At 54.1% G+C, this 18523-nt stretch carries 14 protein-coding genes; 7 read left to right on the forward strand and 7 right to left on the reverse strand.

The genetic code is table 11. From position 1 onward, the window contains the following. Positions 1-49: 49 nt before the first annotated feature. The 4 genes from lpdA to pdhR form a co-directional block, all read right to left on the reverse strand. Positions 50-1477 (reverse strand): dihydrolipoyl dehydrogenase, encoded by a 1428-nt coding sequence (gene lpdA / locus OGY35_RS01565; RefSeq protein ID WP_152406395.1) that lies wholly within the window; start codon positions 1475-1477, stop codon positions 50-52. Positions 1478-1676: 199 nt separating this feature from the next. After that, the gene (gene aceF, locus OGY35_RS01570; protein WP_286631250.1) at positions 1677-3566 is read right to left on the reverse strand and encodes a pyruvate dehydrogenase complex dihydrolipoyllysine-residue acetyltransferase; all 1890 of its coding nucleotides are present in this window, start codon (positions 3564-3566) and stop codon (positions 1677-1679) included. Between the two features lie 14 nt (positions 3567-3580). Beyond that, positions 3581-6244, reverse strand: coding sequence for a pyruvate dehydrogenase (acetyl-transferring), homodimeric type (gene aceE / locus OGY35_RS01575; protein ID WP_046475539.1), 2664 nt, complete (start codon positions 6242-6244; stop codon positions 3581-3583). 162 nt (positions 6245-6406) lie between these two features. Continuing rightward, on the reverse strand, positions 6407-7171 hold the full coding sequence (gene pdhR, locus OGY35_RS01580) for a pyruvate dehydrogenase complex transcriptional repressor PdhR (protein WP_042997914.1): 765 nt from the start codon (positions 7169-7171) through the stop codon (positions 6407-6409). Between the two features lie 595 nt (positions 7172-7766). Here pdhR and aroP point away from each other — a divergent pair. From aroP to OGY35_RS01595, 3 genes are all read left to right on the forward strand, one after another. Further along, complete coding sequence (gene aroP / locus OGY35_RS01585) at positions 7767-9140, forward strand: aromatic amino acid transporter AroP (RefSeq protein ID WP_187696630.1); 1374 nt, start codon at positions 7767-7769, stop codon at positions 9138-9140. Between the two features lie 158 nt (positions 9141-9298). Continuing rightward, positions 9299-10705 (forward strand): glycoside-pentoside-hexuronide (GPH):cation symporter, encoded by a 1407-nt coding sequence (locus OGY35_RS01590; RefSeq protein WP_152405856.1) that lies wholly within the window; start codon positions 9299-9301, stop codon positions 10703-10705. Beyond that, positions 10705-11655 carry a glycoside hydrolase family 43 protein gene (locus OGY35_RS01595; RefSeq protein ID WP_286631251.1) on the forward strand — a complete coding sequence of 317 codons (951 nt, stop codon included), beginning with the start codon at positions 10705-10707 and terminating at the stop codon, positions 11653-11655. Before OGY35_RS01590 ends, OGY35_RS01595 begins: the two co-directional genes overlap by 1 nt. A 43-nt stretch (positions 11656-11698) precedes the next feature. On the opposite strand, the gene ampE is transcribed toward OGY35_RS01595, so the two are convergent. Both ampE and ampD read right to left on the reverse strand, forming a co-directional pair. Then, positions 11699-12553 carry a beta-lactamase regulator AmpE gene (gene ampE, locus OGY35_RS01600; protein WP_286631252.1) on the reverse strand — a complete coding sequence of 285 codons (855 nt, stop codon included), beginning with the start codon at positions 12551-12553 and terminating at the stop codon, positions 11699-11701. Further along, complete coding sequence (gene ampD / locus OGY35_RS01605) at positions 12550-13113, reverse strand: 1,6-anhydro-N-acetylmuramyl-L-alanine amidase AmpD (RefSeq protein WP_286631253.1); 564 nt, start codon at positions 13111-13113, stop codon at positions 12550-12552. The genes ampE and ampD overlap by 4 nt, the downstream gene beginning before the upstream one ends. An 87-nt stretch (positions 13114-13200) precedes the next feature. On the opposite strand from ampD, the gene nadC reads away from it, so the two are divergent. From nadC to hofC, 4 genes are all read left to right on the forward strand, one after another. Beyond that, the gene (gene nadC, locus OGY35_RS01610) at positions 13201-14100 is read left to right on the forward strand and encodes a carboxylating nicotinate-nucleotide diphosphorylase (RefSeq protein WP_178828343.1); all 900 of its coding nucleotides are present in this window, start codon (positions 13201-13203) and stop codon (positions 14098-14100) included. 206 nt (positions 14101-14306) lie between these two features. Continuing rightward, a complete protein-coding gene (ppdD, locus tag OGY35_RS01615; protein WP_152405861.1) occupies positions 14307-14744 on the forward strand; it encodes a prepilin peptidase-dependent pilin in 438 nt (145 codons plus the stop codon). A gap of 9 nt (positions 14745-14753) precedes the next feature. After that, positions 14754-16139, forward strand: a complete 1386-nt coding sequence (gene gspE / locus OGY35_RS01620; protein WP_286631254.1) for a type II secretion system protein GspE — start codon at positions 14754-14756, stop codon at positions 16137-16139. Further along, positions 16129-17331 (forward strand): protein transport protein HofC, encoded by a 1203-nt coding sequence (gene hofC, locus OGY35_RS01625; protein ID WP_286631255.1) that lies wholly within the window; start codon positions 16129-16131, stop codon positions 17329-17331. The genes gspE and hofC overlap by 11 nt, the downstream gene beginning before the upstream one ends. 53 nt (positions 17332-17384) lie before the next feature. Here the strand turns inward: hofC and OGY35_RS01630 are convergent, their stop codons facing one another. Further along, on the reverse strand, positions 17385-18428 hold the full coding sequence (locus tag OGY35_RS01630) for a GMP reductase (RefSeq protein WP_152405864.1): 1044 nt from the start codon (positions 18426-18428) through the stop codon (positions 17385-17387). Positions 18429-18523: the final 95 nt, after the last annotated feature.

Below are 18523 nucleotides of genomic sequence, written 5' to 3' on the forward strand. Positions count from 1 at the left end.
TAAAAAAAGCGGCATTTACGCCGCTTTTTTGTCGCCGGAAGGCTGAAGATTACTTCTTCTTCTTCGCTTTCGCGTTCGGCAGGTCAGTGATGCTACCTTCGAACACTTCTGCCGCCAGACCAACAGACTCGTGCAGAGTCGGGTGCGCATGGATGGTCAGCGCGATATCTTCTGCATCACAACCCATTTCAATCGCCAGACCAATTTCACCCAGCAGCTCGCCGCCGTTGGTGCCGACAATCGCACCACCGATCACACGGTGAGTTTCTTTGTCGAAAATCAGTTTGGTCATACCGTCTGCGCAGTCGGAAGCGATAGCACGGCCAGAAGCAGCCCACGGGAAGGTGGCTGTTTCATAGCTGATGCCTTTCTCTTTCGCTTCTTTCTCCGTCAGACCTACCCACGCCACTTCTGGTTCAGTGTAAGCAATGGATGGGATCACTTTCGGATCGAAGTAGTGTTTCATGCCGGCGATAACTTCAGCGGCAACGTGACCTTCGTGAACACCTTTGTGCGCCAGCATTGGCTGACCGACGATATCGCCGATAGCAAAGATGTGCGGCACGTTGGTGCGCAACTGTTTGTCAACGCGGATGAAGCCACGGTCGTCCACTTCCACGCCAGCTTTGCCCGCGTCGAGGTTTTTACCGTTCGGTACACGACCGATGGCGACCAGCACCGCGTCATAACGCTGTGCTTCAGCCGGGGCTTTTTTGCCTTCCATGGAAACGTAAATACCGTCTTTTTTCGCTTCAACGGCAGTCACTTTGGTTTCCAGCATCAGGTTGAATTTCTTACCGATACGTTTGGTGAAGACTTTAACGATGTCTTTGTCAGCCGCCGGGATAACCTGGTCGAACATTTCAACCACGTCAATCTCTGAACCCAGCGCATGGTACACGGTCCCCATTTCCAGACCGATGATACCGCCACCCATGACCAGCAGACGCTTCGGTACGGATTTCAGTTCCAGGGCGTCGGTGGAGTCCCATACACGCGGATCTTCATGCGGAATGAACGGCAACTGGATCGGACGGGAACCCGCCGCGATGATCGCGTTGTCGAAGTTGATCACGGTTTTGCCGTTGTCACCTTCAACTTCCAGGGTGTTCGCCCCGGTGAATTTACCCAGACCGGTAACCACTTTCACTTTACGGCCTTTCGCCATACCCGCCAGACCACCGGTCAGCTGAGTGATTACTTTTTCTTTCCAGGTACGAATTTTGTCGATATCGGTTTTCGGCTCGCCGAAGACAATACCGTGTTCAGCCAGCGCTTTGGCTTCTTCGATAACTTTCGCAACGTGCAGCAGTGCTTTAGAAGGGATACAGCCGACGTTCAGACAAACACCACCGAGGGTGCTGTAACGTTCTACGATTACGGTTTCCAGACCTAAATCAGCGCAACGGAAGGCTGCAGAGTAACCTGCGGGGCCTGCCCCAAGTACCACGACCTGAGTTTTGATTTCAGTACTCATCATGACCTCTTAATTTATTTCCGGCGATCCCTGGTCTTGTCGCCCATCGTCCACCGGGTCGTTCTATCCGTCCGTATTTTACAAAATTGTTAACAATTTTGAAACAACAAAACGGCAACGATTTATCTTTAGCACTAATAACCCCAAAACCATCATGAGATTACCAGAAAAAAGCCGGCCGTCGGGCCGGCTTTTTGGCTTACATCACCAGGCGGCGAATGTCAGACAGCATATTGTTGATGATGGTAATGAAACGCGCACCATCCGCACCGTCAATCACACGGTGGTCGAAGGACAGAGAGATAGGCATCATCAGACGCGGTACAAACTCTTTACCGTTCCACACCGGCTCCATCGCTGACTTGGACACACCGAGGATAGCCACTTCCGGCGCGTTCACAATCGGTGCGAAGTGGGTGGTACCCAGGCCGCCGATGCTGGAGATGGTGAAGCAACCGCCCTGCATTTCGCCCGCGGTCAGCTTACCGTCACGCGCTTTCTTAGAGATAACCGTCAGTTCGCGAGACAACTCGGTAATGCTCTTCTTGTTCACGTCTTTAAAGACCGGAACCACCAGACCATTTGGCGTATCAACCGCCACACCGATGTTGATGTATTTCTTCAGCGTCAGACGCTGACCGTCTTCCGACAGCGAACTGTTAAAGCGAGGCATCTGCTCAAGCGCCGCAGCAACCGCTTTCATGATGAAGACCACCGGGGTGAATTTCACATCCAGTTTGCGCTTCTCAGCTTCCGCGTTCTGCTGTTTACGGAACGCTTCCAGATCGGTGATATCGGTTTTGTCGAAGTGCGTAACGTGCGGGATCATCACCCAGTTACGGCTCAGGTTAGCACCCGAGATTTTCTGGATGCGGCCCAGTTCCACTTCTTCGATTTCACCAAACTTGCTGAAGTCGACCTTCGGCCACGGCAGCATGCCCGGAATACCGCCACCTGCTGCGGCTGCCGGAGCGGCTTCCGCACGCTTGATAGCGTCTTTCACGTAGGTCTGAACGTCTTCGCGCAGGATGCGACCTTTACGGCCTGAACCCTTCACTTTCGCCAGGTTCACACCGAACTCGCGCGCCAGACGGCGAATCAGCGGGGTCGCATGAACGTAAGCGTCGTTCTCAGCAAACTCAGATTTGCCTTCGGCAATCGCCGCCGGAGCAGGCGCGGCTGCTTGTGCAGGTGCAACGGCCGCAGCCGGAGCAGCAGCTTGCGCAGGAGCGGCAGCCGGTGCTGCGCCTTCCACTTCGAAGACCATAATCAGAGAACCGGTTTTTACTTTATCGCCGGTGCTGATTTTGATTTCTTTTACGGTACCTGCGAACGGTGCCGGGACTTCCATTGACGCTTTGTCGCCTTCAACGGTGATCAGTGACTGCTCAGCAGCCACTTTATCGCCCACTTTCACCATCACTTCGGTGACTTCAACTTCGTCGCCGCCGATATCCGGTACGTTAACGTCTTTCGCGCCAGAGGCAGCAGGTGCCGCCGCCGCTGCCGGAGCAGCCGCCTGCGCGGGAGCCGCAGCAGGTGCAGCGCCCGCCACTTCGAAGACCATAATCAGCGAGCCGGTGGACACTTTGTCGCCGGTGTTGATTTTGATCTCTTTCACGGTGCCCGCGAACGGTGCCGGCACTTCCATCGACGCTTTGTCGCCTTCAACGGTGATGAGGGACTGTTCAGCCGCAACGGTGTCGCCCACTTTCACCATGATTTCAGTGACTTCAACTTCGTCGCCGCCAATATCCGGTACGTGTACTTCTTTCGCTGCCGCAGCAGCCGGTGCCGCTGCCGGAGCCGCTTCTTTCTTCTCTTCTGCCGGAGCAGGTGCAGCGGCTGCTGCACCGTCAGCGGAATCGAATATCATGATAAGTGCGCCGGTCTCGGTTTTGTCGCCAACAGAGACTTTGATCTCTTTAACAACGCCAGCCTGCGGAGACGGAACTTCCATAGAGGCTTTATCGCCTTCTACGGTGATCAGCGACTGTTCTGCTTCAACCTTGTCGCCCACTTTGACCAGGATCTCGGTGATTTCAACTTCATCTGCCCCGATGTCCGGTACTTTGATTTCGATAGCCATTATTCTTTTACCTCTTACGCCAGACGCGGGTTAACTTTTTCTGCATCGATATTGAATTTGGTAATTGCATCCGCAACCACTTTCTTATCGATTTCGCCACGTTTAGCCAGTTCGCCCAGTGCCGCTACAACCACGTAGGAAGCATCCACTTCGAAGTGGTGACGCAGGTTTTCACGGCTGTCAGAGCGACCGAAACCGTCGGTACCCAGTACGCGATAATCATCAGCCGGTACATAAGTACGAACCTGTTCGGCAAACAGTTTCATATAGTCAGTTGAGGCTACAGCCGGCGCGTCGTTCATCACCTGAGCGATGTACGGAACGCGCGGCGTTTCCAGCGGGTGCAGCATGTTCCAGCGTTCACAATCCTGACCGTCACGGGCCAGTTCAGTGAAGGAGGTGACGCTGTACACGTCAGAGCCCACGCCGTAGTCTTTCGCCAGGATCTGTGCCGCTTCACGAACGTGACGCAGGATAGAACCGGAGCCCAGCAGCTGAACTTTACCTTTGCTACCTTCCAGGGTTTCGAGTTTGTAGATACCTTTACGGATACCTTCCTCAGCACCTTCCGGCATGGCTGGCATGTGGTAGTTTTCGTTCAGCGTGGTGATGTAGTAGTAAACGTTCTCTTGTTTCTCACCGTACATACGCTCCAGACCATCGTGCATGATGACCGCAACTTCGTACGCGTAAGACGGATCGTAAGAGATACAGTTCGGGATAGTCAGAGACTGAATATGGCTGTGACCATCTTCGTGCTGCAAACCTTCGCCGTTCAGCGTTGTACGACCGGACGTCCCGCCAATCAGGAAGCCACGCGCCTGCTGGTCACCTGCTGCCCAGCACAGGTCGCCGATACGCTGGAACCCGAACATGGAGTAGTAGATGTAGAACGGAATCATCGGCAGGTTGTTGGTGCTGTAAGAAGTCGCCGCAGCCAGCCAGGAAGACCCTGCACCCAGCTCGTTGATCCCTTCCTGCAGAATCTGACCTTTCTCGTCTTCTTTGTAGTATGCAACCTGCTCACGGTCCTGCGGGGTGTACTGCTGACCGTTCGGGCTGTAAATACCGATCTGACGGAACAGACCTTCCATACCGAAAGTACGCGCTTCGTCGGCGATGATCGGAACCAGTCTGTCTTTGATCGATTTGTTCTTCAGCATCACGTTCAGGGCACGAACGAAAGCGATAGTGGTGGAGATTTCTTTGTTCTGCTCTTCCAGCAGCGCGCCGAAGTCTTCCAGGGTCGGCAGTTCCAGCTTCTCAGTGAAGTTCGGCTGGCGGCTCGGCAGGTAGCCGTGCAGCGCCTGGCGACGTTCGTGCAGATACTTGTGTTCTTCAGAACCTTCCGGGAAGGTAATGTAGGACAGTTTTTCAACCTGCTCGTCAGTGACAGGAACATTGAAACGGTCGCGGATATGACGCACGCCGTCCATGTTCATTTTCTTCACCTGGTGCGCGATGTTTTTACCTTCGGCAGTGTCACCCATGCCATAACCTTTGATGGTATGAGCCAGGATTACCGTTGCTTTGCCTTTGGTTTCTTGCGCTTTTTTCAGTGCCGCGTAAACTTTCTTCGGATCGTGACCACCACGGTTCAGCGCCCAGATCTGCTCATCAGTCCAGTCTGCAACCAGTGCTGCGGTTTCCGGGTATTTACCGAAGAAGTGCTCACGAACGTACGCGCCATCTTTGGATTTGAAGGTCTGGTAGTCGCCGTCAACGGTTTCGTTCATCAGTTGGATCAGTTTACCGCTGGTATCTTTACGCAGCAGCTCATCCCAACGACCGCCCCACATCACTTTAATTACGTTCCAGCCAGCGCCCTCGAAGATGCCTTCCAGTTCGTTAACGATTTTGCCGTTACCGGTGACCGGGCCATCCAGACGCTGCAGGTTACAGTTGATGACGAAGACCAGGTTGTCCAGTTTTTCACGGGTCGCGATGGTGATCGCCCCTTTGGATTCCGGTTCGTCCATTTCACCGTCGCCCAGGAAAGCGTAAACGGTCTGTTTGGAGGTGTCTTTCAGGCCACGGTGTTCCAGATATTTCAGGAATTTAGCCTGATAGATAGCACCGATTGGGCCCAGCCCCATAGAAACGGTCGGGAACTGCCAGAATTCCGGCATCAGTTTCGGGTGCGGGTAGGAAGACAGGCCATTGCCATGAACTTCCTGACGGAAATTGTCCATCTGCTCTTCAGTCAGACGACCTTCCAGGAAAGCACGGGCGTAAATGCCTGGGGAGATATGACCCTGGAAGTAAACCAGGTCGCCGCCATCCTGCTCATTGCGGGCGCGGAAGAAATGGTTGAAGCAAACATCGTACACCGTCGCAGAAGACTGGAAGGATGCCATGTGGCCGCCCAGCTCGAGGTCTTTTTTAGACGCACGCAGCACGGTCATGATGGCGTTCCAACGGATAGCAGAACGAATTCGACGCTCCAGCTCCAGATTGCCCGGGTATTCCGGCTCATCTTCAACGGCAATAGTGTTGATGTAATTGCTTGCCCCAGTACCTGCCGCTACTTTCACGCCGCCTTTGCGGGCTTCAGAAAGAAGCTGGTCAATCAGATACTGAGCGCGCTCAACACCTTCTTCACGGATGACCGATTCGATCGCCTGTAGCCAGTCGCGAGTTTCGATCGGATCCACGTCATTTGGGAAACGTTCTGACATGGGGGTATTCCTTATCTATCTAATACGTTGAGTTATCTGGAACCTGTCCCATTGAACTCTCGCCAGAGAACTCAATAAGACAGGTTCTGCGTTTAGTTGCCGCGCTTTAGAATAGCGCTTGATTTACAACATCTTCTGGCTAACGAGCCACCAGAAAAATCACTAATTCTTTCGCTGCTCCAGACGACGTAAGGCGCGTTCACGACGGCTCTCCTCACGACTTCGGTCGAGCAGAATTTCTTCGATAAACGCCAGGTGGCGATGTGATGCTTCACGCGCCTCTTCTGGCTTACCGGCAATAATCGCTTCGAAAATACGGGTGCGGTGACCACTCACCAGCGGAAGCATCTCGCGACGCGAATAGAGCAACTCGAAGTTCTGACGAACGTTCTGGGCCAGCATGGGTTCCATACACCTTAGCAGATGGAGTAAAACCACATTGTGTGCCGCTTCGGTGACAGCAATTTGATACTGGAGGACCGCATCGGACTCAGCATCGCGGTCACCTGACTCTTGCGCCAGTTCAATGGCATGGTGCAGTTCACGAATGCGTGTTTTGTCTTCATCGGTACTGCGCAGCGCTGCGTAGTATGCAGCAATGCCTTCCAGCGCATGGCGCGTCTCAAGCAGGTCAAACTGGGATTCAGGATGGTCGGAGAGCAGTTCTACCAGTGGATCGCTAAAGCTCTGCCACAGGCTACTCTGAACAAAAGTGCCGCCGCCCTGGCGACGAAGCAGCAATCCCTTCGCTTCGAGACGTTGAATCGCCTCACGCAAGGAGGGACGGGAGACGTCGAACTGTTTCGCCAGTTCGCGTTCCGGTGGGAGTTTTTCGCCTGGGCGCAGTGTACCCTCGAGGATCAAAAACTCCAGCTGTTGCTCAATCACATCGGATAATTTTGGTTGGCGGATTTTGCTGTAGGCCATGATGTCCTGTCTTAAGCCATTTGCCCGAAGTCAATTGGTCTTACCAATTTCATATCTGTGACGCTAAAGTAACAAAGTATTCACCTTATGTCCATACAGGTTTTGATTGAAATCAGTAAACCAGGCACATTTTAACAACATCACAGAAATAACGTTTCAAACATGTAACTATGCACAAATGTTAAATTTACCACCCTCGAGGTAGTTTTAACCTTATTGAAACGAAGAAAAATCCTGGTTGAACCGATTCAGATGTATTTTTATGCACAAATTAATCATAAATAGTCATTTTACAGCTAACGGAAGTGTTATCAGGAGGTAAGAGGAGGGACACACAACTGCTCTCTTTTTATTCAACTCGTCATCATCCATTCACAAAGCAGGTGCATTCCCTGCCGCATACCATTATTCTGTTCCGGACAAAAGAGTTTCGGCGACATTTTAAAAATCATTGCTGTAAACATAATAATACAACAGACGGAATTGCAAACTTACACACGCATCACTGCGTAGTACAAATAATAATTACTCAAATAGTTCGGGTCGTCTTCGGCGGCAGCCTGAAATCTGAAGAGTAAACCACACACGAGGTTTCATGATGGACAGTCAGCAGCACGGCGAGCAGCTAAAGCGCGGCCTTAAGAACCGCCATATCCAGCTTATCGCGCTGGGCGGCGCGATAGGAACAGGCTTGTTCCTGGGAAGCGCCTCCGTTATCCAGTCCGCAGGCCCCGGTATTATTCTGGGTTATGCGATAGCGGGTTTTATTGCCTTCCTTATTATGCGTCAGTTGGGTGAGATGGTGGTTGAGGAGCCAGTTGCCGGTTCGTTCAGTCACTTTGCCTACAAGTACTGGGGGAGTTTTGCAGGCTTTGCGTCGGGCTGGAACTATTGGGTGCTGTACGTGCTGGTCGCGATGGCGGAACTGACCGCCGTCGGTAAGTACATTCAGTTCTGGTGGCCGGAGATCCCCACCTGGGTTTCGGCAGCCGTCTTCTTTATCGCTATCAACGCCATCAACCTGACCAACGTAAAAGTGTTTGGTGAGATGGAGTTCTGGTTTGCCATTATTAAAGTCATCGCCGTGGTGGCGATGATCATCTTCGGTGGCTGGCTGCTGTTCAGCGGCAATGGCGGCCCGCAGGCGACCGTACGTAACCTGTGGGAACAGGGCGGTTTCCTGCCTCACGGCATGACCGGGCTGGTGATGATGATGGCAATTATCATGTTCTCTTTCGGTGGGCTTGAGCTGGTCGGTATCACCGCCGCCGAAGCCGATAACCCGGAGCAGAGCATCCCCAAAGCCACCAACCAGGTTATCTACCGTATTCTGATCTTCTATGTGGGTTCACTGGCCGTTCTGCTTTCCCTGCTGCCGTGGACGCGCGTCACTGCCGACACCAGCCCGTTTGTCCTGATCTTCCACGAGCTCGGCGATACCTTTGTGGCAAACGCGCTGAACGTTGTGGTTCTGACCGCCGCCCTTTCTGTCTATAACAGTTGCGTTTACTGTAACAGCCGCATGCTGTTTGGTCTGGCGCAACAGGGTAACGCCCCAAAAATCCTGCTCACTATCGACAAACGCGGCGTGCCGGTGAATACCATCATCGTCTCGGCGCTGGTGACAGCACTGTGCGTGTTGATCAACTACATGGCACCGGAATCCGCCTTCGGTCTGCTGATGGCGCTGGTGGTCTCCGCACTGGTGATCAACTGGGCGATGATCAGTCTTGCACACATCAAGTTCCGCCGCGCCAAGCAGCAACAGGGAGTGAAGACTCGCTTCCCGGCGCTGTTCTACCCGTTGGGTAACTGGGTCTGCCTGCTCTTCATGGCGGCCGTACTGGTGATTATGCTGATAACGCCGGGTATGGCGATTTCGGTCTACCTGATCCCGGTATGGCTGGTTGTTTTAGGTATCGGTTACCTGTGCAAACAGAAAACCGCAAAGACAGCGAAAGCACATTAATCCCTCGGACCCTCACCCGTCCTGGGTGAGGGTTGTTACCTGCCTCACACTTTTCCTCCTGTAGCCATTTCGTCCATGTTCGCGGCGCTATCCTGCAACGCAAATAATCGATAGCAGACGAATAATTATTTCCATCACCTTGATGGAGAGACATCGCAATGGATACAGGTAAACTGTCGGTAAGAGAAAAGATTGGTTATGGCATGGGCGATGCCGGATGCAACATCATCTTTGGCGCTATCATGTTGTTTGTTAACTATTTTTACACAGATATTTTTGGTCTCGCCCCGGCGCTGGTAGGGGTGTTATTACTGTCAGTACGCGTTATCGATGCCGTTACCGATCCCATTATGGGCGCCATTGCCGACCGGACCCAAAGCAAATATGGCCGTTTTCGTCCGTGGCTACTGTGGATTGCCTTCCCCTACGCGCTGTTCAGCATTCTGATGTTCACCACCCCGGAGTGGACTTATAACAGCAAGGTTATCTATGCGTTTGTCACTTACTTCCTGTTATCGATTACCTATACGGCAATCAATATTCCTTACTGCTCGCTGGGCGGCGTGATCACCAACGACCCGAAAGAGCGCGTGGCCTGTCAGTCTTACCGCTTTGTGCTGGTCGGCATCGCGACGTTGCTGTTGTCGCTCACCCTGCTGCCCATGGTTGACTGGTTTGGCGGTGATAACAAAGCGAAGGGATATCAACTGGCGATGACCGTGCTGGCCATTATCGGCATGTGCATGTTCCTGTTTTGTTTTGCCACCGTTCGCGAGCGCGTGCGCCCTGCCGTTCCCACTCACGACGACATGAAGAATGACTTCAAAGACGTGTGGAAAAACGACCAGTGGGTACGCATTCTGCTGCTGACGCTGTGCAACGTCTGCCCGGGCTTCATACGCATGGCGGCAACCATGTACTACGTCACCTGGGTAATGGGGCAAAGCACCCACTTCGCCACGCTTTTTATCAGCCTCGGCGTTGTCGGCATGATGATCGGCAGCGTGCTGGCAAAAGTGCTGACCGACCGCTGGTGCAAACTGAAGGTGTTCTTCTGGACCAATATCGCGCTGGCCCTTTTCTCCTGCGCGTTTTACTTCTTCGATCCCAAAGCCACGATGCTGATTGTGGCGCTCTACTTCCTGCTCAATATTCTGCATCAGATCCCGTCGCCGCTGCACTGGTCGCTGATGGCGGATGTTGACGACTACGGCGAATGGAAAACGGGCAAACGTATTACCGGTATCAGCTTCTCCGGCAACCTGTTCTTCCTGAAGCTCGGTCTGGCAATTGCCGGCGCGATGGTCGGCTTTCTGCTCTCATGGTACGGCTACGATGCAGGGGCGAAAGCGCAAAGCGATTCCGCCATCAACGGCATCGTGCTGCTCTTTACCGTAATTCCGGGTATCGGATACCTGATTACCGCCGGCGTAGTGCGTCTGCTGAAAGTTGACCGGGAACTGATGAAACAGATTCAGAACGATCTGGAAAAACGCCGCGCCAACTACCGCGAACTCAATGATTATCAGGAACTGAACGCCACTGAAACCGTAAGGAAAGCCTGATGCAAAACTGGCCCAACCCGTTTATTGAACAACGCGCCGATCCGTTTATCCTGCGTGACGGCAGCGACTACTATTTTATTGCCTCCGTGCCGGAATATGACCGGCTGGAAATCCGCCGGGCGGATTCACTGGAAGGATTGCGCACGGCGACGCCCGTTGTCGTCTGGCGCAAACCCGAACACGGTCCAATGAGCGAACTTATCTGGGCACCGGAAATACATCACCTCGACGGCAGATGGGTCATCTACTTTGCCGCCGCCCATACACAGGCGCTCGACAAACTGGGCATGTTTCAGCACCGGATGTACGCGCTGGAGTGCACGCATACCGATCCGCTCACCGGTAACTGGGTCGAAAAAGGTCAGGTGAAAACGCCGTTTGATACCTTTGCACTCGATGCCACAACGTTTCGCCATCAGGGAAAGCAATGGTATCTGTGGGCGCAAAAATCGCCAGACATCACCGGGAATTCCAACATTTATCTGGCGGAGCTGGAAAATCCCTGGACGATTAAAGGCCAGCCAGTGATGCTCAGCAAGCCGGAGTACGACTGGGAGTGTCGGGGTTTTTGGGTCAATGAAGGGCCAGCGGTGTTAAGCCACGGTGACAGGCTGTTCATCAGCTACTCCGCCAGCGCCACGGACGAAAACTACTGCATGGGACTGTTATGGATTGATATTCACGCCGATCCGCAGAATCCGGCAAACTGGCACAAATTGCCGCATCCGGTATTTACCACCAGCAAGGAAAATCGTCAGTATGGGCCCGGGCACAACAGCTTTACCCAAACGCCGGAGGGCGACGACGTGCTGGTGTATCACGCGCGCAACTACACCGAAATTGAAGGCGATCCGCTCTACGATCCTAATCGCCATACCCGTCTGAAGCGAATTCGTTGGGATGAAAACGGGATGCCGGACTTCGGCATCCCGCCTGCCGATACGCTTTGAGAGATTGCCCGGTAACCTGTTGCTTACCGGGCGTCCTGATTCGTTAAATCAACGTGCCATAAATGGTCAGCACGGCAATCACCACCACTAAGGCAAACGACGTTTTCTTCGCCATAGAAACCGCCGCTTTCGGCGTCTCAATCTTATCGGTATGCGGCTCGCGTGCCAGCGAGAACTGCGCCAGGCGCGTTAACACCTGATACTGCGAGGTATGCAAATCCGCCAGCGAGGCAAACCACGCGGGCAGCGCTTTTTCGCCATGCCCGATCAGGGCGTACACCACGCCCGCCAGACGTACCGGGATCCAGTCCAGAACATGAAGAATGCCATCAATGCCGGACTGTAAACGCTCATGTGGTGTCTGATAGCGCGCCAGCCAGGACTGCCACGAGCGCAGAAAGGCGTAGCCCACCAGCAGAACCGGCCCCCACGGACCGCCGACGATCAGCCAGAACAACGGCGCGATATAAAAACGGAAGTTAATCCACAGTAGCGCGTTTTGCAGCTCACGCAAAAACTCACGCTCATTGCAATCCGGCGGGACGCCATGAATCATCGTCAGTTCGCTGGCCATCGCCGTTCTGGCATGCACATCATCACGCGCCGCCGCATTAAGATAGGCATGATAGTGCATCCGCACTTTACCCGCGCCAATACACAACAGCCCGATCAGAATCCACGCCACGATCGTCGGCACATTAAACAACAAACCTTCCAGCGCGCGCAGTAACAGGAACGTGACCACCATCGCGATCGTCATCATCCCCAGCGTACGCGCCACCGAGAAGCGTTTAACCCGACGGAAAAAAGCTTCTAACCGGTGATCCAACTGCCAGTGTTCGCCCAGCTTAAACAGGCGCTCGACGAGCAGCACCAGTAATGTCGTAAATAGCGTCATGTCATCTCCTTATCTGACGAGGCGGTGATCAGGGCGCGAAACCTTGCCCAGTCAAAAGCCGGACTGGGATCGGTCTTACGCTCAGGCGCAATATCGCAGTGCCCGGTTATGTTGTCGGCAACGGCCGGGAAAACCTTTATCAACGCACGCGTGACGGCTGCCAGTTGTTGGTACTGAGCATCGGTGTAGGCCAGCGTGTCGGTCCCTTCCAGCTCAATGCCAATCGAAAAATCATTGCAGCGTTCACGCCCATGATAGCTCGACACACCGGCATGCCACGCGCGCTTATCGAAAGGAACATACTGAACGATTTCGCCATCGCGGCGAATCAGACAATGGGCGGAAACGCGCAGATGCGCAATTTCGGCAAAAAAAGGGTGGGCGTTGGGATCAATCGTTCCGGTGAATAGTGCGTCAATCCACGGACCGCCAAACTCGCCGGGCGGCAGGCTGATATTATGCACCACCAGCAAAGAAGGGACTTCATCATCCGGGCGGCAATCGTAATGCGGAGAAGGAACGCGTCGCGCTTCTGCCAGCCAGCCCTTGTCTAACAACATGCTGAATCTCCTTTTGAGTGGTGCTTATAGCCGCATCAGAGTAGCATGTTTCTACCTTATGATTCGTTAGCAATTTGGAGTTTTCTCATGCCGCCTCGCCGCTATAACCCCGACTACCGACGTGACGCGCTGTTGGAACGTATTAACCTGGATATCCCAAACGTTGTCGCCCAGGCGCTGCGTGAAGATTTAGGCGGTGAAGTGGATGCCAGCAACGATATTACGGCTCAACTGTTACCGGAGAACGCCCGTTCTCATGCCACCGTCATCACCCGTGAAGACGGCGTTTTTTGTGGCAAACGCTGGGTCGAAGAGGTCTTTATTCAACTGGCTGGCGACGATGTCAGCATCAACTGGCATGTGGATGACGGCGACAGCATCAACGCAAATCAACCGCTGTTTGAGCTTGATGGTCCTTCCCGCGTGTTGCTGACCGGCGAGCGCACCGCGCTGAACTTCGTGCAGACCCTGTCAGGTGTCGCCAGCGAAGTGCGTAAGTACGTTGATATCCTGGCGGGCACAAAGACCCAACTACTGGACACACGTAAAACCCTGCCGGGACTGCGTACCGCGCTAAAATATGCCGTGCTATGCGGCGGCGGCGCGAATCATCGTCTGGGTCTTTCCGATGCGTTCCTGATCAAAGAGAACCATATTATTGCTTCCGGCTCAGTGCGTCAGGCGGTAGAGAAAGCCTTCTGGCTGCATCCGGATGTTCCTGTGGAAGTCGAAGTGGAAAATCTGGATGAACTGGACGACGCGCTGAAAGCCGGAGCCGACATCATCATGCTGGACAACTTTGAAACGGCGCAGATGCGTGAAGCAGTCAAACGGACCAACGGCCAGGCGCGACTGGAAGTTTCTGGCAACGTGACGGACAAAACGCTGCGTGAATTTGCCGAAACCGGCGTCGACTTTATCTCCGTGGGCGCTCTCACCAAGCACCTCCGGGCGCTCGACCTGTCCATGCGCTTCGCTAACGCTTAATCATTATACGGCCCGATCGCGTACTGCTTATCGGGCCTGTTTGCCCCTTCCCGTGACTAAAATTCTCGTCGTGCCTCGCAACAACAATGCTGACGACTGCAAACCGATAACATTTCTCTGAACCCTCCTTCCTGATTCATTTTTTGCCGCTCGCCCGCCGCACCCGCGTTTGCCACAGTGACGTCCACTCACTCAAGGAGCGAACAATGGATAAACAACGCGGATTTACCCTTATTGAACTGATGGTCGTGATCGGCATTATCGCTATCCTCAGCGCCATCGGCATTCCGGCCTATCAAAACTATCTGCGCAAAGCGGCGCTGACCGACATGCTGCAAACTTTTGTCCCCTACCGCACCGCCGTCGAACTCTGCGCCCTGGAGCATGGCGGTACGGACACCTGCGACGCAGGAATCAACGGTATTCCCTCGGCAACGACGACACGCTATGTCTCGGAAATGAGCATTGAGAATGGGGTGGTTTCTCTTACCGGCCAGGAAAGCCTGAACGGACTTAGCGTCATCATGACGCCAGGGTGGGACAAAGCAGAGGGCATTACGGGCTGGACGCGTAGCTGCAACATCCAGAATGACGGCACATTAAAACAGGCCTGCGAAGACGTCTTTCGCTTTGATAGCCACTAAGGAAGCGCAATGAACACGACGCAACTCAGCGCGCTATGTCAGCGCTACCAGGGAATATTACTGAATGCGAATAACGATACGGTACACATTGCCGTCGAAGATGCCCCTTCTCACGAACTGCTGGACGCCCTGCATTTCGCCACGACTCGCCGCATTGAGATTGCCTGCTGGACGCGTCAGCAGATGGAACAACACCAGCATCCGTCCTCACCCACGCTGCCGTCAGTGGCTCCTGAAAACAGCGTCAGCGCTGCGGTTTTGCTGGATAAGACATTACAGAGCGCGCTGGCGAAACGGGCCTCAGACATCCACATAGAACCCGCAGAGCATCACGTTCGCCTCCGCTTACGGGTGGACGGCGTGCTGCATAGCTTACCCGATATTGCCAAAGAGACCGGCATTGCCCTGACAGCACGCCTGAAAGTGTTAAGCCATCTGGATATTGCGGAGCACCGCCTACCACAGGATGGGCAATTCACCGTTGAGCTAAACGGCGCTGCCGTCTCGTTTCGTATCGCCACCCTTCCCTGCCGTTATGGCGAAAAAGTGGTGCTGCGGTTGCTGCATCAGGTGAATCAGGCTCTGGATGTCTCCATGCTGGGTATGCACGACACGCAGCTATCTGTCTTCATCGACGCCCTACAACAGCCACAAGGGCCGATCCTCGTCACCGGTCCCACGGGCAGCGGTAAAACGGTAACCCTTTATAGCGCGTTGCAAACACGAAACGCGCCGGAGGTAAACCTGTGTAGCGTTGAAGATCCCGTGGAAATTCCCCTCGACGGTATCAATCAGACGCAGATCCATCCGCGTGCCGGGCTGACCTTTCAGGGCGTATTGCGGGCACTGCTACGTCAGGATCCCGATGTCATCATGGTGGGCGAGATCCGCGACGGCGAAACCGCAGAAATTGCTATTAAAGCCGCACAGACCGGGCATCTGGTACTTTCCACGCTGCATACCAACTCAACCTGCGAAGCGCTGGTGCGCTTGCAACAGATGGGCGTGGCCCGCTGGATGCTCTCTTCTGCGTTAACCCTGGTCGTGGCACAACGGCTGGTCAGAAAGCTGTGTCCATACTGCCGACGGCTTATCGACGATCCGATTCGTTTGCCCCCTGCATGGTATCCCACGCCGCTCCCCCGCTGGCAAGCGGTTGGCTGTGAACACTGCTATCACGGATTCTATGGTCGCACTGCGCTATTTGAACTGCTCGCGATCGCGGCCGAACTGCGTCATCAGATTGCCAACGACGCCTCAGTGGCAACGCTGGAAGCCCATGCGAAACAGGCAGGAATGAGCACACTCTTTGAAAGCGGGTGTCGGGCCGTCGATCAAGGACTGACGACCTTTGAGGAACTGGTGCGTATTCTGGGTATGCCAAATGACCACTAAACAACTGTGGTACTGGCAGGGGATGAATCGCGATGGACTGCCCGGAGAGGGAACCAATTGGGCAGAAAATCGACTCCTGCTGATGCAGGAACTGGAACAGCGTCAGGTAACGCCACTGCGTGTGAAATCCCTACGCGTGAAGCGAGCGCTCTGGCGCAGTGACCAATGCACAGAAGTGATTCACCAACTCGCAACGCTGCTAAAGGCGGGTTTAACACTCTCCGAAGGGCTGGAACTGCTTGCCGGACAACAACCCAGCAAGCAGTGGCAAGCCCTGTTGAGGGGTCTTGCGCAAGAACTGGAGCACGGTACGCCGCTCTCCAGCGCGCTGGCGCAATGGCCTGACGTTTTTCCGCCGCTGTATCAGGCGATGATACGCACCGGTGAACTGACCGGGAAACTGGATGAATGCTGCTTTGAACTCGCCCGACAGCAGAAGGCACAGAGACAACTCACCGATAAGGTCAAAAAAGCACTGCGTTACCCCATCATTATTTTAACGATGGCGGTGATGGTGGTGCTGGCGATGCTCCACTTTGTTCTACCCGAATTTGCCGCCATTTACCGAACCTTTAACACGCCGCTGCCTGCACTCACCCAGGGGATCATCGCGTTTGCCGACTGGAGTCAACGCTGGGGCGGGCTGATTGTCCTGATGACTATCATGCTGATCGCGGCCAACAATCTGTTATGCCGAAAGCCCGGTTGGCAAATTCTGCGCCAGCGCGGATTACTCCGCATGCCTGTCATGGGACCGTTGATCAGAGGCCAGAAGCTCACGCAAATCTTTACCATTCTCGCACTGACGCAGACGGCGGGAATCGCATTTTTACCCGCGCTTGAGAGCGTGAAAGAGACGATTCAGTGCCCCTACTGGGCACTGCGTCTGGCACAGGTACAGCACGATATCAGTACCGGCGTTCCCGTCTGGCAGGCACTGAAAAATGCGGAAGAATTCAGCCCGCTGTGCTTGCAACTGGTCAGGACGGGTGAAGCCTCAGGCTCGCTGGATACCATGCTGCACAATCTTGCCCGACATCATGATGAACATACTCAGACAATGGCTGATAACCTGGCGGCGTTACTGGAACCAGCGCTGCTGGTGATTACCGGGCTTATCATCGGCACGCTGGTCGTGGCAATGTATTTGCCGATTTTTCATCTGGGCGATGCGATGAGTGGAGTGGGATAACAAAGGGAAATCGAAAGCAGAACTGGCGCTGAATGCAGCGCCAGTACAGGAGATTACAGGCTATTGAAAACGCGGTTTTCTTGTTCCTGAACCCGGATAAACGTCGTACGTTTGGTCAGTTCTTTCAGGCGAGAGGCACCAACGTAGGTACAGGCAGAACGCAGGCCGCCAAGAATATCACGCGCGGTGTTCTCTACCGGGCCACGCAGCGGCAGTTTGACGGTTTTACCTTCCGCAGCACGATACTGTGCGACGCCGCCGACATGACGGGTCATGGCGGATTCGGAACTCATGCCGTAGAACAGCATGAATTTTTCGCCGTTTTCTTCAACGACTTTACCGCCGCTTTCTTCGTGACCGGCCAGCATACCGCCGAGCATCACGAAATCTGCGCCGCCGCCGAACGCTTTCGCCACATCGCCAGGCATGGTGCAACCACCATCGCTGACAATCATGCCGCCCAGACCATGCGCCGCATCAGCACATTCGATCACCGCAGACAGTTGCGGATAACCGACACCGGTTTTCACACGGGTGGTGCAGACAGAACCCGGACCAATCCCGACTTTAACGATATCCGCGCCAGACAGAACCAGTTCTTCACACATTTCGCCCGTCACCACATTACCGGCGCAAATGGTTTTGGTCGGCCAGGCTTCACGCGCTTTCGATACGAACTGGACAAAGTGTTCAGAATAGCCGTTTGCAACATCGATGCAGACGAAGTTCAGTGCCGGATTCAGCGCCAGGATCTGTTGGGTCTTTTCGAAGTCCGCATCAGACGTACCGGTAGAGACCATAACGTGCTTGAGCACATTGGCCGACGCCGCGCCAACAAAGGCCGCCCAGTCTTCAACGGTGTAATGCTTATGAACGGCGGTCAGAACGTCGAAAGAGGCGAGGGCCGTTGCCATCGCGAATGTACCGACGGTATCCATGTTTGCCGCAATAATAGGAACGCCGGACCAGGTCTGACCTGAGTGTTTAAAGGTGAATTGACGTTCCAGCTCAACATCGGAACGACTTTTAAGGGTAGAACGCTTAGGGCGGATAAGAACGTCTTTAAAACCTAACTTCAGATCTTCTTCAATACGCATGTGCGGATTCCTGGGGTTAAGGGCTATTAGTATGAGAGCGCAACTCCAGTGACGCTATCATACGCACTAATCAATGCCGCGCAAGACTGCGAAAT

Source organism: Citrobacter sp. Ct235 (assembly GCF_030332305.1).
Classification (GTDB): Bacteria; Pseudomonadota; Gammaproteobacteria; order Enterobacterales; family Enterobacteriaceae; genus Citrobacter_A; species Citrobacter_A telavivensis.